Source organism: Candidatus Nitrosopumilus salarius BD31, assembly GCF_000242875.2.
GTDB lineage: Archaea > Thermoproteota > Nitrososphaeria > Nitrososphaerales > Nitrosopumilaceae > Nitrosopumilus > Nitrosopumilus salarius.
This window is the reverse complement of record NZ_AEXL02000016.1, coordinates 24,022-38,714: the sequence shown is the minus strand read 5'-3', so window position 1 is coordinate 38,714 and position 14,693 is coordinate 24,022. Positions and strand designations below refer to the sequence as shown.

Here is a 14,693-nt window from a genome sequence, read left to right as displayed (position 1 = left end):
TTATAAAATATTGATGTGTTTCATTAATGGTAGAAAGCAAAAGAGAACGTGTAAATAACTTAATCAAAGAGAAAGGTTTTCTTTGGACTGTTTCCTATATTTTTAATAGCCAGGTAAAAGAAAAAATTTCTGATAAATACGCTCTTTGGATAAATAAAAAACAACTAGATGCAAAAGACGAAAAATCATTTATAGATTTGCCATCGCATACTGTTGAAGAAAATAAACGATTATGGAATAACTATGATTGGTCTGAAGAAGGTGAGGAATGGACAAGTGAGGTACAAAAATACAAAGGAATTGATCCGAATCAATGGAAAAAACAATTAATCAATGATTTGATGATAAAGAATTTTACAGCAAATAAAACAATTCTAGAAATTGGTCCAGGTGCAGGAAGATGGACAGAACACTTGCGAAAGATTGGAAAAAGAGTAATTTTAGCAGACATTACTAAAAAATGTCTTGATGTTTGTCAAGAACGCTTTAAAGATGACAATAAAATTGAATATCATTTAATTGAAAACAATTTAGATTTTCTTCCAGAAAATTCTATTGATCAAATCTGGTCATATGATGTTTTTGTTCATATCAATCCATCAGATATTAAAAAATATATCAAAGAATTCCAAAGAGTTCTAAAACCAGGAGGGATAGCTATAATTCATCATTCAGGCATGATTTCAGATTATATAGATAAAAAGGAAGGATGGAGATCATTTATGGGCAAAAACCAGTTCAGTAAGATCTTAGAAGACAACAATCTAAAAATTATTTCTCAAAATGAGGATTTGGTGCATTTGAAGGGAGATATTGTCTCAATTTTTAGCAAATAACAAAAAAATAATTTTAGCAAAAAGATTTTACACGTAAGTGATTTACAAAGAATATGAAATTATTAATCACAGGCGGTCTTGGCTTTATCGGAAGTAATTTCATTCTAAAATTACTTGAAAAATTTCCAGATTACCAAATTACTAATCTTGATGATGAATTGTATGGATCAAATCATCAAAATGTTTTACAAGTAAAAAATCTAAATAATTATGAATTTGTTAAGGGTAACATTACAGACAACTCAATCGTAGAAAAACTTGTTTCAAAAGTAGATATTGTAATTAATTTTGCCGCAGAATCACACGTAGACAGAAGCATTTCAAATGCAAAGCCATTCATTGATTCAAATATTTTAGGGGTTTTTACAATTTTAGAAAATATAAAAAAATATAAAAAAAAGTTAGTACATATTTCAACAGATGAAGTATTTGGAAGTTTAGAATCAGAAAGTGCTAGTGAGGATTACAAACTAAATCCTTCAAGTCCATATGCTTCATCAAAAGCCTCTGCTGAGCTTTTAATTAATTCATATTTCAAAACATATGATTGTGAGGTTATAATTACAAGATGCACTAACAACTATGGTCCCAGGCAATTTCCAGAAAAGCTAATTCCTAAAACTATCATAAGAGCAGAGTTGGACAAATCAATTCCCGTATACGGAACAGGTAAAAATATCAGGGACTGGATTTTTGTAGATGATCATTGTTCAGCTATAGAGATGATTATTCATAAAGGAACAGAAGGAGAATCGTACAATATTTCAGCATCAAACGAAATAGACAACATAACAATTATTGAAAAAATTTTATCATTTTTAGGCAAACCATTGGATTTGATTAATTTTGTAGACGACAGACCTGGTCACGATTTTAGATATAGCTTAGATTCGTCAAAGATTCGTAGTTTAGGTTGGAAACCCAAAACTAGCTTTGAAGAAGGAATCAAAAAAACTATAGAATGGTATCAAAAAAATAAATTATGGTGGAATGATATTGATAGGAATATCCTAACAGAGACACCATGGAAATAGACTCTATTTATTAATAATAATAAAATTGATCCACATATGAAAGGAATAATTCTACACGGCGGTCATGGGACTAGACTCAGACCATTAACGCACACAGGTCCAAAACAACTCCTTCCAATTGCTAACAAACCAATGTCTCAGTATTGCGTAGAATCAATAAAGAATGTTGGAATTGACGAAATTGCCATAATTATTGGAGGTATTGGTGCAGATAAAGTGAAGGAATACTACGGAACTGGAGAAGATTTTGGTGTAAAATTTACCTATATTTCTCAAGACTATCCAAAAGGCATTGCTCATGCAATACAACTTTGTGAGGATTTTGTAGATAATAAAAAATTTCTTGTTTTTTTAGGAGACAATATAATTCAAAAAAATATTGAACAGATAGGAAAGAAATTTGAATATTCTGATGCAGATGCATCTATTTTGTTATGTGAAGTTGATAATCCTTCTAGATTTGGTATAGCGGATGTAAAAGATGGGCAGATTTTAAAAATTATGGAAAAACCAAAAGAACCACCTACTAATCTTGCAGTAACTGGAATCTATTTTTTGACTCCTAAAATTTTTGAAATCATAAAAAGAGTAAAACCATCATGGAGAAATGAATTAGAAATTACTGATGCGCTTCAAATGCTTTTAGAAGAAGGAAATAAAATAACTTATGATATCATAACAGATTATTGGAAAGATACAGGAACTCCTGAAGACATAATTAATGCCAATAAAGAAATTTTGAAAAATATGAAGTCTTCCAATAAAGGTAAAAAAGAAGAAAATGTATCAATTAATGGAAATGTGATTATTGGTTCTGGAACAATAATAAAGAAAAATTGTCAGATTATCGGTCCGGTAATAATTGGGAATAATTGTATTTTAGAAGAAAATGCATCGATTGGACCTAATGCAAGCATAGGAAACAATACGAAAATAGCAAAATCTCATATTGCAGACTCAATCATTATGGAAAATTGTGAAATAATGACTGATATAAAAATCAAAAATAGCATTATTTCTGCAAATTCAAAAATTTTTCAAGCAGAAAATGAAGAAAAAATACTGCTGTTAGGTGAAGGAACCAATATCAAAATTTGAAGTTACTTGAATAGTAATTGTTAATATAAATAAATTAAGGATTTAGAAGAAATGAAAGAAAAAGAATCATTAATCAGCATAATTATTTTAAACTATAACGCAGGAAATTTACTTTTAGAATGTGTAGAATCAATTTTCAATTCAAATTATAATAATTTAGAAGTAATTGTTGTAGATAATGTTTCAAATGACAATAGTCACAAGATTTGTAAAGAAAAATTTGCAAACATAGTTTTGATTGAAAATGAAAAAAATTTAGGATATTGTGGAGGAAATAACATAGGAATTGAGCATGCAAATGGAGAGTTTGTGGTAATTTTAAATCCAGATGTAATTGTTGAATCAGATTGGTTGAATCAATTATTAATTGCTTTTAGAAAATATGGTGATGGATTATATCAGCCAAAGATTTTAGCCACCACAGATCATAATACCATTATCAGTACTGGAAACATGATCCAATTATTTGGATTTGGATTTTCAAGAGGAAAAGGGGAAAAAGATGTTGGGCAATTTGAAAAAGATGAAGAAGTAGGATATGCTTCTGGAACTTGTCTATTTTCATCAGCAGATATTTTTAGAAAAATTGGAAATTTTGATTCATTTTTGTTTGCTTATCATGATGATTTAGATTTATGTTGGAGAGGTAGATTAAAAGGAATAAAATCTTTCTATGTTCATAAATCTATAATTTATCACCCACTTGAAGGTTACAGTTTCAAATGGAATTCGTTCAAGTTTTTTTTAATGGAGCGTAACAGATTATATTGTTTAAAAAAAAATTTTAGCAGAAAGACAATTTTCAAAATGCTTCCTTCTCTCATATTAGTTGAGATTGCGGTAACATTGTTTTACTTGAAAAAAGGATTTGTGTCAGCAAAAATTAAAGCAAATTTAGATATTTTAAAAAATCTTAACACGATTTCAAGAAATCATAATTTAATTCAAAAAAACAGAATAGTTAACGATGATGAAATAATTAAAAAATTTGTAAACAAAATTGAAGTTCCAAAATGGGTAATAGAGAAAGAAAATAATAATTTATTAAATAAAATATTTGAAAAATTAAGCGTATTTTCTCGCTTAGGTTTTAAATGAAATTTTTAATTATTCAAAATCATATTTGCCCAATATAGCTTCTACAAAAAGAGATTTCCACATACTTCTTTCTCGCAACAAAAATCCAATAATTCCAAGTGGGAATGTTCTGCCATTATTATTTAGAGTTCCAATCATAAATTGTCTGAAAAAGATCATCGTCCTGCCTCCAGATTTACGAAACCTTGCATTAGCTAGTAATGTATCTGCTCCATAATCAAATTTGAATGCAAATGCAAGACTATCAGAATCCATAATTATATCTGCATCTTTTTTTGAAAAATTTGATTTGTTGATTCCATGAACAAGATCAAATGTTACTGAAAGTTCTAAATCTTTAAGAAATATTTTTGCAGTTTTTAAAAATGATATAGAATGAGCTAATTTTATCAGTGTCCAATTATTTCTACTACGTATATTTTCGATGTAATTATTTGAAGCTGTTTGAAGTTCTTCTAAAGAAATTTTAGGAGAATTTCTATGCGGTTCATGCTCTTTTGCAAAATCATTTTCATAAAGTTCAATAGCCTTATTGTTACCATGATCTTCACCTAAAATCCATTGATCGCCAGGATAAAGAATTATTGGGGTGGATTTTGTTTCTTTTCTAATAAATTCTTCAACATTTCGGATTTTATTTACCTCATCATTCATGTAAAAATTATCTTCGTGTGAAAACCAGACAAAACTTGCAAAAGGAATAACATATTTTGCATTAAATATTTTTGATTGAATTTGAATTCTTGATAATTTCTCTTTTGAAGTTTGTTTTCTTAATTCTACATCTTCAGGATCACCAATATGAGCAGCATATCCAAATTGAGTCAAAAGCAAATCAACATTGCCAGTAATTTTATGAATATACTCTGCTTGCCTGATACTATCCACTCCACAATCATTGAGATTTAGAATTTTTTTATCTCCTATTTCCAAATACAATAAGGAATCATAAAGAAGATAAGGCCTGCATTTGACTTGGAAGTCATTATCAAGTTTATAGAATTTATTATGTTTCATCTCAATTACTGAAAATCCTAGCTCTCTGCATTTTTTAGCAACTCTATGATCTAAAGTGTCTTGAAAAAGAACAGTAATTTTCTTACGAATTTCTTCAGGAATTGAAGATAAAACACGAGGGTAAAAGTGATCTGGGTGCTCATGTGAAAACCATATATGAGAAACATCTTTGAAATCTTCTACTTGCATTTTTGATTCAGAAATTAAATCCCAGCTATCGTTAAAAGCACTACCAAAAAGCCATGGATCAGTAATTAAATTAATTTTTTTAGATGAAAAAATTACAGATGCATGGTTGACGAACGTGATAGTTGGTTGTGTCAATGGAAGCAAACTAGTTGGATTTTATTTAATATTTGCGTATATTTTCATTTTAAAAATTTCATCTAATATCTATACACAAAAAACTGTTTAGAATAGTCAAAAATACACCTATTTTTGAGATTTAAAGTAATCCAATGTTTTCATAATTCCTGATTCAAGAGAAACTTTTGGTTTCCAACCCAATTTTTGTAATTTAGTATTATTAGCAACAAAATTTCCAACATCAACTTTTTTTGTATATTTAGGAGTAGGAGTGAATATGACTTTTGTTCCAGTCTGTTTTGTTAATAAATTTCCAAATTTATAAAACCAAGTTTTTTTACCAGATGAAATCCAATAGAGATTACCAGATTTTCCTTTTTTCATAATAACTTTCAAAGCTGAAATAACATCTGAAACATAAATCAAATCTCGATAAAATTGACCCTTGTTAAATAAAGTAATTTTTTCACCGTTAAATGCTTTGTATATCAGGTAGTTTATTGCATTTTTATCAGAAATTACTTGTTCTCTTGGACCGTAGCAATTAGTAATTCTAAAAGACATGGAATCTAATCCATACATATTATGATATATTTTGCAAAGATGTTCACTGGTTAATCTATTTGCACCATAAATTGTAGTAGGATCACATTTACTCCCTTCGGTAACAGGCAATCTTTCAGGTTTGCCAATTACAATAAATGTACTACCAAGAATAAGTTTACAGTTTGGAACATGTTGTCGAATTGATTCTAAAATACACATAGTAGATTTAATATTCACGTCAATGTCATAGAGAGGATTTTCAAATGAATGTTTGTGAGATGTTGTACCTGCTAAATGAAAAATAACATCAGGTTTTTTTTCTTTAATATATTGCTCTAGTGAAACAGTATCAGTAACATCAATTTGTACAATATTTATTTTTGAAGAGTTTTTTGAAATATTTTTTTCTTTGTTTAAATTTCTTACAATTAATGTGATTTCATGGTTTTCTTTAAGCAATTCGTCAGAAAGATGACTTCCAATGAAACCAGATCCTCCAGTAATGAAAATCCTCATAAAACCATAAAGAAGGCGATTAGTTAAAAAATCTTCATTAGAAATGTATTAAGGAATTTAGAAAGAACGTTCTAATATAATGGGGTTATCATTTTGGGAAAAACTAAAGATTTTGATTAAATCTATTAAAATGGTCAAAAATTGGTATTGGATTCCATTGATCTATCTTGATTTAGTTAAAAAAGAGAAAATAGTCCTAAAAATGAGGGAAAATCTCAACATCGTAGTAAGAGGCACGTTGTCGGATATTATGCAATTCTCAACAGTTTGGTTAATCAAAGATTATGAACATCCAGATTTTACAATAGATGACACGGATACGATCATTGATGTGGGAAGTCACATAGGATTATTTTCAATCTACGCTGCACAAAAATGTAATCATGGGCAAATTTTTTCATTTGAACCTGTTAAAACAAACTATGAAATCTTTCTTGAGAATATACAGTTAAATAATTTAAAAAATATTTTCCCACAAAATATGGCAGTTTCAAAAGAAACAAGCCAAGTGATGATCAACCTTCATGAAGATGAATCAGGGCACAGTATGTTTAGAACAGGTGGAAAAGAAGTAAAAGTAAAATCGACTTCACTAAAAGATTTTTTTGAAGAAAATAGTATTAAAAGATGCAATCTTGTAAAGATGGATTGTGAAGGAGCAGAATATGAAATCATCGATTCTATTCCAGCAGAGTATTTAGACATAATTGATAAATTTATTATTGAATATCATTTTGAAGATGAGAAACCAGATGCGGTGAAAAAGCTTATTGAAAAATTAAAATCAAATTCATTTGCTGTTGAAAAAAAAGAATGGAAGGATGGTATGGGATTGATTTATGCTAAGTCTAAAAAAAATGCATATAACTAAAAGGCGATCGATATATGATTAAAAAAATAGTCTTATCAGTTTTTGTAGCATTTGTTATGACATTTACAATATTTTTGCTTTTTCAATTAACACTTCAAAATGAAATATATTCTATTCAGAAAGATTTCTACTCTCAAAATTTTGAGCATCAATCAAAGAAAATATTTTTAATTGGTTCAAGTCATGTTGGTCAAATTAATGCAACTCATATTGAAGAATATGTTTCAAAAAAATCTCAAGCGTATGAAGTCTATAATCTAGCAGATACTGCAGATAAACCAAAAAGCCGCCTTAATTCTTTAAACAAAATTATTTCACTCAAACCAGATGTTGTGGTTTATGGAATAGGATATCGCGATTTTACTGAACCTGAAAAAATGCTTAAAGAAAATATTTTACCCAATCCACAATCAATTTTTGAGCGTATTTTTTCAATAGAATTGTATGGAATAAACACAGAGTTTTTTGAAAATCCGAAACTTAACACATTAAAAATTTTGCAGGGAATTATAGGAATTAAAACACTGGTATCAGATTCAATTTTTGAAGAAAATACACCATTTTACCCATATCATAAAACTAAAACAGATATCATTGTGAAACAGTCAGAAATTCAAGAAAACGATTTTCATGTAGAAAAATTAATTCTTAAACCTAATATTGAAAATACACAAGTACAAGCATTAAATAAAATTATTTCAGAATTAGAAAAAAACAACATTAAAGTAATAATTTTCATTACTCCACACAATAAATTCTACAGAGATTCGCTATCTGTAGATACTAAAGAAGGATTTAATTTGTTGATTAGTAAATTAGCACAAAATCACAATATTAAAATTTTTAATTTTATTGATTCCTATGATAATTTAGAAATTTGGCGTAGTACTAATCACATTTCACATAATCCTAAATCTTCTATCTATAGTGAAGATATTGCAAAGATAATTGTTGAGGAGTTAAATAATTAATGCTGTTTAACACTATAGATTTTGTTGTATTTTTTGTAATTGTTTTAACATCAATTACCATAATTAAACATAGAAAATTCCAACATTTATTTTTGTTAAGTGTAAGTTATTTTTTCTTTTATTATTCTAGCAATTATCTAATTGTTCTTTTGATAGCATCCACCATATTAGATTTTTACATTGGAAAAGAAATATGGAACACAAAAGATATTACAAAAAAGAAAATTCTTCTCATAGCTAGTCTTGCAGGTAATTTAGGATTATTGGGATTTTTCAAATATGCAGATTTTGCAATTTTACAGTTTAATTTCTTAGGAAATTACTTTGATTTAGCAACGAATATTCCATTACTGAATTTAGCTTTACCAATTGGAATTTCATTTTATACTTTTCAGACCATATCTTACACAGTAGATATCTATCGTGGAAAATTAGAACCCAGTAGATCTATGGCTGAATTTGCATTATTTGTATCATTTTTTCCACAATTAGTGGCTGGTCCTATCGTAAGAGCAAGTGAATTTCTCCCTCAATTGCGAGAAAAGATTGGAGATTCCAAAATAGGAACAAAATTAAGGCAAATTACAATTGAGGAAAAAAATCTCAAACTAGGTATTACAATAATGGCATTTGGTTTTCTCAAAAAAATGTTCTTTGCGGACAACATTTCACCATTTGTAAATGAAATATTTACAAATCCAATTGGTCATGAATCACTTACAATAATTCTTGCAACAATTGGATTTGGTATTCAGATATACGCTGACTTTTCTGGATATTCAGACATTGCAATTGGCGCTGCATTAATTCTGGGATTCAAGCTGCCAATGAATTTTAACAAACCATATTTTGCTACATCTCCATCTGATTTTTGGAAGAGATGGCATATTTCACTATCATCTTGGTTAAGAGATTATCTGTATATTCCACTTGGAGGCAATAAAAAATCAAAGAATAGAACTTATCTGAATTTAATGACAGTTATGTTTCTAGGAGGTCTATGGCATGGTGCATCATGGAATTTTGTAATATGGGGTGTTTTGCATGGTGTATATCTTGCGATACACAAGCTCATGTCTGATCGTTTTCCTAAAGTTGCAAGTAATTCCTTTTTCAAATCAAAAATCGGAAAAATCATATCAGTAATTGTAATGCAGTATTTAGTATTTTTAGCTTGGATTCCATTTAGAGTTTCAGATATTGATCATATATTATACTCAATTCAGAAGTATGTATTATTTGATTTTCAAATATCAGGAGTTATGAATTTAAATTCTTTGCACAAAATTTCAATTGGGCTTATGGTAATATTTCTGGTATTGAATTATGTTTCATACAAAAAATATAATTTACATGAAATAATATACAGATTGAAAACAAGTTATTGGGTATTATTCTTAACAACAGTAATGGTATTGATAGTATTTTTCTTTGATGGTAATCCTGAAGATTTCATTTATTTTAGATTTTAAAGAGATTCATAAATCATTGATAGTTGTTTACAAATATTAGACCAAGATACTTTTTGAGCGAAATTTATAGCTGAATTACTAAAAAGCGATTTTTGAGAAAGAGATTGTTCTATTTTTTCACAAAGTTCAGATGCATTATGTTTAAAAAATATCATTCCAGCCTTAGATTTCTCAATTATTTCCTTATGAGGTTCTATGCCATAAAGAACAAGAGGTTTACCACATGCCATGGCTTCCAAGGTTGGAACAGGACAAACCTCAAAAGTACTAGCAGATACATATAGATCACATGATGAATATCGTATTCTTAACTCATCATCAGATATTTTTCCGGTAAGCTCAACATATTTTGCTAAATTTTGTTGGTCTATCATAGATTTTAATTCTAACAAATCTTCACCATCACCTACAATCTGTAAATGAGCTTTTGGGAATTTTTTTAAAATCGTAGGCATTGAAGAAACTAAAAAAGTTGTTTTTTTGTAACTTCTAAGGGCACTGACAAAAAGTAGTTGTGGATCACCTTTCTTATATGTAATCGGAAGTTCAGGATGATAAAAATTTGTATTGACACCGTTGTAGAGAACATCAGCAAGAATTTTTTTATTTAGTTTTTTCATTTGTGTTATTCCGGCATTAGAAACAGATAGAATTTTTGAGAATTTTGTTCTATGTAAAAACATAGAGATCTTAAAATTAATTTTTTGAATTTTGTTTGATGCTCCATGATAATGAAATAAAATTGGTTTATTAGATTTTCGTGTCATTAAAAAATAATTAACTTGAGTCTGATGTGAATGAATAATATCAAAATCTAAAGATGAAATTCCATGAAATAATAATTTTAATTTACTTAATTTCACTTTTTGAATTCCATTGGGGGGATCTTGTTCAAATCGAAATGAACCAATAGCGGTTTTATATCCTAAATTTTTTAATTCTAAACACAGATTATTAATCACACTAGTATGTCCATGCGTTGCAGGATATTTTGCTACAATCATAATCACAGATGTGTGTTTCATTGTCTATACTGTTAAATCTCTTAAGGGGTTATTTATTAAATCAACAAGAAAAATATGATTCTTAAACAAACCTTTATGACTTCATTCCTATAATGCCTCATAAAGTGACTGATTTAGGATCAACAGTTGTTACAGGTGGAGCAGGTTTCATTGGAAGCCATATTACAGAAAAGCTGATCTCGATGGGTGAAAGTGTTACTGTAATAGATAATTTTTCTTCAGGAAGTAAACAAAATTTAGAACAATGCAAAAATAGTAAATTGTTAAATTTAATTAAAGCCGATTTGAGTACGGATCGAATCGAATTTGATAATATCAAAAATGTTTTTCATTTAGCTGCTTATCCAGAAGTCAGTACAGGATTTGAAAATCCAGGGTTAGCATATAAAGAAAATATTGAAAACACTTTCAAATTATTAGAGTCAATAAGAAAATCTAATGTAGAAAATTTGGTTTTTGCATCTTCGTCAGTTATTTATGGAGAACCAGAGAAAATCCCTACTCCAGAATCATATGGGCCACTATTACCAATTTCAGCTTATGGAGGATCTAAATTGGCTTGTGAGGGTTTGATTTCATCATATTGTAATAATTATGGAATTCGCTGTAGCATGGTTAGATTTGCAAATGTGATTGGATCAAGAAGTAATCATGGGGTGATATGGGATTTTACGCAGAAACTTCTAAAAAATAACGAAAAATTAGAAATTTTAGGAGACGGTACACAATCAAAATCATATATTCATGTTGACGATTGTATTAATGGAATTTTAATGAGTTTAGAAAAATCAAAAAAAATATAGATGTGTTCAATATTGGAAATAACGATAGTGTGGATGTACTAACTATTGCAAAAATAGTTTGTAATTCTTTATCATTAGAAAATGTAAAATTTATCACATCTGGTGGAACATCTGATGGAAGAGGGTGGATAGGTGATGTCAAACATATGTTATTAGATGTATCAAAAATGAAAAATTTAGGTTGGACTCCCAAATTATCTAGTTTGGAAGCAGTACAATTAGCCAGTAATGAAATTTTGCAATATATTCAAAATACTAACTCAAATTAATTAATCCAGAGCTTTATCAATACCATAAATGATTTAAAAATTAAGCATGATATGGGATAAGATTAAAAAATTTTCGGGTAAAAAAGATCTTGCATCAATAGGTATAGCAAATATCGTTAGTAGTGGAATTTCTGGATTATTTTGGATTTATTTGGCAGCTTTGATTGGAGCTGAAAATTATGGTGAATTAAGTTATTTACTTGCAATTGTAGGAATTGTAGCAACTGTTGCTTCAATGGGGTCTGGATATACTACAATTGTATACACTGCTAAAAATATCAATATTCTTCCAGCAACTTTTATTATCACATTAATTGGTAGCGCAATAGCTGCAGTTGCGATATATTTGGGATTAAACAATCCAGTGTTATCGACATATGTTCTGTTGTATGTTGTATTTAATTTGGGTGTAGGGGTAATATTTGGTTTAAAACAATATAAAAAATATGCATTTCTTGCAATTTTACAAAAAGTCATTATGGTGGCATTAATACTATCATTATACCAATTTTATGAAAACAATGGAATCATCTTGGGATATGCACTTTCATTTTTAGTTTTTCTTCCAACAATCTTTAATGAAATAAAAACAAAGGGAGTACAATTTTCGGTAATTAGACCAAGACTTGGTTTTATGATTAATAGTTACGGTATTGATTTAGTAAAAGTGTTTAGCGCAAATACAGACAAAATAATCATAGGTCCATTATTAGGATTAAGTATTCTAGGAAATTATTATTTGGGAATTCAATTTTTGGCCATTGCAACATTGATACCAAATATTGTAATGCAATATACTTTACCAAGAGATTCTAGTGGACAATCTAACGAAAATTTAAAAAAAATTACTGTAGTTTTTTCTGTTTTAGTTGCCATAATAGGAATAATAGCAGGTCCAAGTTTGATAAAGTGGGCATTTCCACAATTTGTTGAAGCTATAACAATCATTCAAATAATAATAGTAATAGTTATTCCAAAAACAATTAGCCAAAATTTAATATCAAAATTTTTAGGATTTGAAAAGAGTAGGTTTGTAATTATTGGATCAGTTATTTTTCTTGCAGTTCAAATTCCATCAATATTCTTACTTAGTGAAACATTGGGCATTATTGGAATTGCAATATCACTAGTTCTAGCAGAAACTATACAAGCTGTATTTTATATTATTTCAAATAAATTGTTCTTGGCAAGAATGAAATGAACAAGATATTCTACATATCATTAAAAAGAGGTCAGTCATGATAAAAAAGGACAATAATCAAATTGATGAATTTAACGGAAACAGATTTTCAACAAAAAAAATATGTTTGTTTTTAGCGAGCATTCTAGTTGGTTCTTTTATAATAAGAATTTATTTTGTAAATTTTGAAATACCCCTTACTAATGATGCTTTAAACTATTTTTTTTATGCTCTAGATATTAAAATCAATAATCAGTTACCTGTGAATTATTCATTAGCAAATCCTGGATGGGGAATTTTTCTTTCTACATTCTTTTCAATTTTTGAATCACAAAATGTTATAGATTATATGAATTTACAAAAAATTTTATCAATTTCTATTTCTTCATTGACAGTTTTACCAACGTATTTTCTATGTAAAAAATTTTTTAAAAAATCCTATTGTTTAATTGGTGCGTTAATTATAGGATTTGAACCACACTTAATTCAAAATTCCTTATTTGGGATCAGTGATTCATTATACATTTTTTTGATTGTAATTAGTTTTCTGTTATATTTTAATGAGAATAAAAAAATAACATACATTTCGTTTGTAATGGTGGGTTTTTGTACGATTGTAAGATCTGAAGGTATTTTTGTATTAATGACATTTTTGATTATGATCATTTTAAGAAGGGATAAAAATGAGAGGAAAATTTTAGACGTGTTAATATCAGTACTAATTTTTTCTGCAGTTTTTTTACCAATGGCATTAATTCAAATAGAAATTAGTGGTAGTGATATGGCATTTGGGCGAGCCATTAACAGTATAGAAACACATGTAATAGATCCTAAAAAATCTACAGACATCACAGGAATAGATTTTATCTTTAATGGAATCCAAAACTTTCCAAAGTATCTAGGATGGAATTTGATTCCAATTTTTCTACCTTTTGTACCAATAGGATTTATTTTGATGTTTAAGAATTGGAATTATAAAATAAAGACAGTTTTTACAGGTTTAGTTTTGATGTCAATGCCTGCATTTTACGCATATGCAATTTCTATTCAAGATGGGAGATATTTTTTCTTTTTGTATCCACTTTTTGTAATTTTGTCAATGATTACAATAGAAAAAATAGGAAAAAAATTCAATAAGAAAATTGTTTTTATTGCGATAATTACTTTCGTTATAAGTTCATCAAGTGTATATTCTATTTTAAAAGTTGATAATAATCAAAGTGATGAATATTTGATAATTGCACAAAAAATTTCAGAATCTCCAAAAACAATTAATAATTATAAAAATAGTGAATACTTAGAACCACTAAATTATCCTAAAGAATTTAATGAGTTCAAAAAATTTTATGATTTAGATAGAATAGATAAAAAAACAATTAGATTTAGTGTTACACAACAAATTTCAATTATAACCATGTTAAATCATCAGGAAATTCATGATTTTATTGCTTTAAATAAAAATAGTCTGACTCACATAATAGCTGAAAATGATATAGAATCAAAATTTTATGATGTCTTTTTAAATGAAAAAAAATACCCCTATCTTGAAAAAGAATTTGACTCTCCTGACAATTCTAAATATCAGGTAAAAATTTTCAAAATAAATTATGATAAGTTCAATTGTATTACAAAAGAAATATGTTCTTGATGA

General features: G+C 28.1%; 14 protein-coding genes. 11 read left to right on the top strand and 3 right to left on the bottom strand.

Features of this window, described 5'->3' with window-relative positions; genetic code table 11:
• Positions 1 to 26 precede the first annotated feature (26 nt).
• From BD31_RS09640 to BD31_RS00590, 4 genes are read left to right on the top strand one after another with little or no spacing between them, the layout of a single operon-like run.
• Entirely contained in the window at positions 27 to 836 is an 810-nt protein-coding gene (locus BD31_RS09640; protein ID WP_008296858.1) for a class I SAM-dependent methyltransferase, read from the top strand.
• A gap of 53 nt (positions 837 to 889) precedes the next feature.
• Positions 890 to 1,870 carry a dTDP-glucose 4,6-dehydratase gene (rfbB, locus tag BD31_RS00600; protein ID WP_008296921.1) on the top strand — a complete coding sequence of 327 codons (981 nt, stop codon included), beginning with the start codon at positions 890 to 892 and terminating at the stop codon, positions 1,868 to 1,870.
• 36 nt (positions 1,871 to 1,906) lie between these two features.
• Positions 1,907 to 2,968, top strand: a complete 1,062-nt coding sequence (locus BD31_RS00595) for a glucose-1-phosphate thymidylyltransferase (RefSeq protein ID WP_008296859.1) — start codon at positions 1,907 to 1,909, stop codon at positions 2,966 to 2,968.
• A gap of 51 nt (positions 2,969 to 3,019) precedes the next feature.
• A complete protein-coding gene (locus BD31_RS00590; protein WP_008296855.1) occupies positions 3,020 to 4,066 on the top strand; it encodes a glycosyltransferase family 2 protein in 1,047 nt (348 codons plus the stop codon).
• Between the two features lie 9 nt (positions 4,067 to 4,075).
• Here the strand turns inward: BD31_RS00590 and BD31_RS00585 are convergent, their stop codons facing one another.
• Together BD31_RS00585 and BD31_RS00575 are read right to left on the bottom strand one after the other, a co-directional pair.
• Positions 4,076 to 5,407: an MBL fold metallo-hydrolase gene (locus BD31_RS00585; protein ID WP_008296866.1), complete on the bottom strand. Its 1,332-nt coding sequence runs from the start codon at positions 5,405 to 5,407 to the stop codon at positions 4,076 to 4,078.
• Positions 5,408 to 5,515: 108 nt separating this feature from the next.
• Complete coding sequence (locus tag BD31_RS00575; RefSeq protein WP_008296842.1) at positions 5,516 to 6,451, bottom strand: NAD-dependent epimerase/dehydratase family protein; 936 nt, start codon at positions 6,449 to 6,451, stop codon at positions 5,516 to 5,518.
• A 130-nt stretch (positions 6,452 to 6,581) separates the two neighbouring features.
• Between BD31_RS00575 and BD31_RS00570 the strand changes: the two genes are divergently transcribed.
• Genes BD31_RS00570 through BD31_RS00560 form a run of 3 tightly spaced genes read left to right on the top strand, consistent with a single transcriptional unit; the run spans position 6,582 to position 9,765 of the window.
• The gene (locus BD31_RS00570) at positions 6,582 to 7,322 is read left to right on the top strand and encodes an FkbM family methyltransferase (RefSeq protein ID WP_238536021.1); all 741 of its coding nucleotides are present in this window, start codon (positions 6,582 to 6,584) and stop codon (positions 7,320 to 7,322) included.
• Between the two features lie 14 nt (positions 7,323 to 7,336).
• Complete coding sequence (locus tag BD31_RS00565) at positions 7,337 to 8,293, top strand: hypothetical protein (RefSeq protein ID WP_008296843.1); 957 nt, start codon at positions 7,337 to 7,339, stop codon at positions 8,291 to 8,293.
• The gene (locus BD31_RS00560) at positions 8,293 to 9,765 is read left to right on the top strand and encodes an MBOAT family O-acyltransferase (protein ID WP_008296854.1); all 1,473 of its coding nucleotides are present in this window, start codon (positions 8,293 to 8,295) and stop codon (positions 9,763 to 9,765) included. The genes BD31_RS00565 and BD31_RS00560 overlap by 1 nt, the downstream gene beginning before the upstream one ends.
• On the opposite strand, the gene BD31_RS00555 is transcribed toward BD31_RS00560, so the two are convergent.
• Positions 9,762 to 10,790, bottom strand: a complete 1,029-nt coding sequence (locus BD31_RS00555; RefSeq protein WP_100222169.1) for a glycosyltransferase family 4 protein — start codon at positions 10,788 to 10,790, stop codon at positions 9,762 to 9,764. The genes BD31_RS00560 and BD31_RS00555 overlap by 4 nt on opposite strands.
• Before the next feature lie 104 nt (positions 10,791 to 10,894).
• Between BD31_RS00555 and BD31_RS00550 the strand changes: the two genes are divergently transcribed.
• From BD31_RS00550 to BD31_RS09635, 4 genes are read left to right on the top strand one after another with little or no spacing between them, the layout of a single operon-like run.
• Complete coding sequence (locus BD31_RS00550) at positions 10,895 to 11,593, top strand: NAD-dependent epimerase/dehydratase family protein (RefSeq protein WP_202949126.1); 699 nt, start codon at positions 10,895 to 10,897, stop codon at positions 11,591 to 11,593.
• Positions 11,594 to 11,622: 29 nt separating this feature from the next.
• The gene (locus tag BD31_RS10460) at positions 11,623 to 11,862 is read left to right on the top strand and encodes a Rossmann-fold NAD(P)-binding domain-containing protein (protein ID WP_008296869.1); all 240 of its coding nucleotides are present in this window, start codon (positions 11,623 to 11,625) and stop codon (positions 11,860 to 11,862) included.
• Between the two features lie 46 nt (positions 11,863 to 11,908).
• Positions 11,909 to 13,063 carry a lipopolysaccharide biosynthesis protein gene (locus BD31_RS00545; protein ID WP_008296881.1) on the top strand — a complete coding sequence of 385 codons (1,155 nt, stop codon included), beginning with the start codon at positions 11,909 to 11,911 and terminating at the stop codon, positions 13,061 to 13,063.
• Between the two features lie 37 nt (positions 13,064 to 13,100).
• Positions 13,101 to 14,690, top strand: a complete 1,590-nt coding sequence (locus BD31_RS09635; RefSeq protein ID WP_008296879.1) for a glycosyltransferase family 39 protein — start codon at positions 13,101 to 13,103, stop codon at positions 14,688 to 14,690.
• Positions 14,691 to 14,693: the final 3 nt, after the last annotated feature.

Coding starts and splice junctions, on each gene's coding strand:
- BD31_RS09640 (WP_008296858.1), top strand. CDS start 27: ATGGTAGAAAGCAAAAGAGAACGTGTAAATAACTTAATCAAAGAGAAA.
- rfbB (WP_008296921.1), top strand. CDS start 890: ATGAAATTATTAATCACAGGCGGTCTTGGCTTTATCGGAAGTAATTTC.
- BD31_RS00595 (WP_008296859.1), top strand. CDS start 1,907: ATGAAAGGAATAATTCTACACGGCGGTCATGGGACTAGACTCAGACCA.
- BD31_RS00590 (WP_008296855.1), top strand. CDS start 3,020: ATGAAAGAAAAAGAATCATTAATCAGCATAATTATTTTAAACTATAAC.
- BD31_RS00575 (WP_008296842.1), bottom strand. CDS start 6,451: ATGAGGATTTTCATTACTGGAGGATCTGGTTTCATTGGAAGTCATCTT.
- BD31_RS00570 (WP_238536021.1), top strand. CDS start 6,582: ATGGTCAAAAATTGGTATTGGATTCCATTGATCTATCTTGATTTAGTT.
- BD31_RS00565 (WP_008296843.1), top strand. CDS start 7,337: ATGATTAAAAAAATAGTCTTATCAGTTTTTGTAGCATTTGTTATGACA.
- BD31_RS00560 (WP_008296854.1), top strand. CDS start 8,293: ATGCTGTTTAACACTATAGATTTTGTTGTATTTTTTGTAATTGTTTTA.
- BD31_RS00555 (WP_100222169.1), bottom strand. CDS start 10,790: ATGAAACACACATCTGTGATTATGATTGTAGCAAAATATCCTGCAACG.
- BD31_RS00545 (WP_008296881.1), top strand. CDS start 11,909: ATGATATGGGATAAGATTAAAAAATTTTCGGGTAAAAAAGATCTTGCA.
- BD31_RS09635 (WP_008296879.1), top strand. CDS start 13,101: ATGATAAAAAAGGACAATAATCAAATTGATGAATTTAACGGAAACAGA.